The sequence below is a fragment of the Campylobacter sp. 2018MI13 genome (assembly GCF_018501135.1).
Taxonomy (GTDB): Bacteria; Campylobacterota; Campylobacteria; order Campylobacterales; family Campylobacteraceae; genus Campylobacter_E.
Map to the genome: position 1 here is coordinate 1 of NZ_JAHCZC010000334.1, position 243 is coordinate 243.

The window sequence follows — 243 nt, forward strand, 5'->3', positions numbered from 1 at the left end:
GGTTGGGTCCTCCACTAGTTCTTACACTAGCTTCAACCTGCTCATGGATAGATCACTTCGTTTCGGGTCTGCAGCATCTGACTTATCGCCCTATTAAGACTCGCTTTCGCTACGGCTTCACGTTAGCGTAACCTTGCCAGACACCACAACTCGCAGGCTCATTATGCAAAAGGCAGTCCATCACCCTGTATTGCTACATAGGGCTCTGAATGATTGTAAGCAAATGGTTTCAGGTTCTATTTC

1 rRNA gene is annotated in these 243 nt (G+C 47.3%); it reads right to left on the minus strand.

From position 1 onward, the window contains the following. A 23S ribosomal RNA gene (locus tag KJQ99_RS10270) occupies positions 1-243 on the minus strand; the annotation flags it as partial.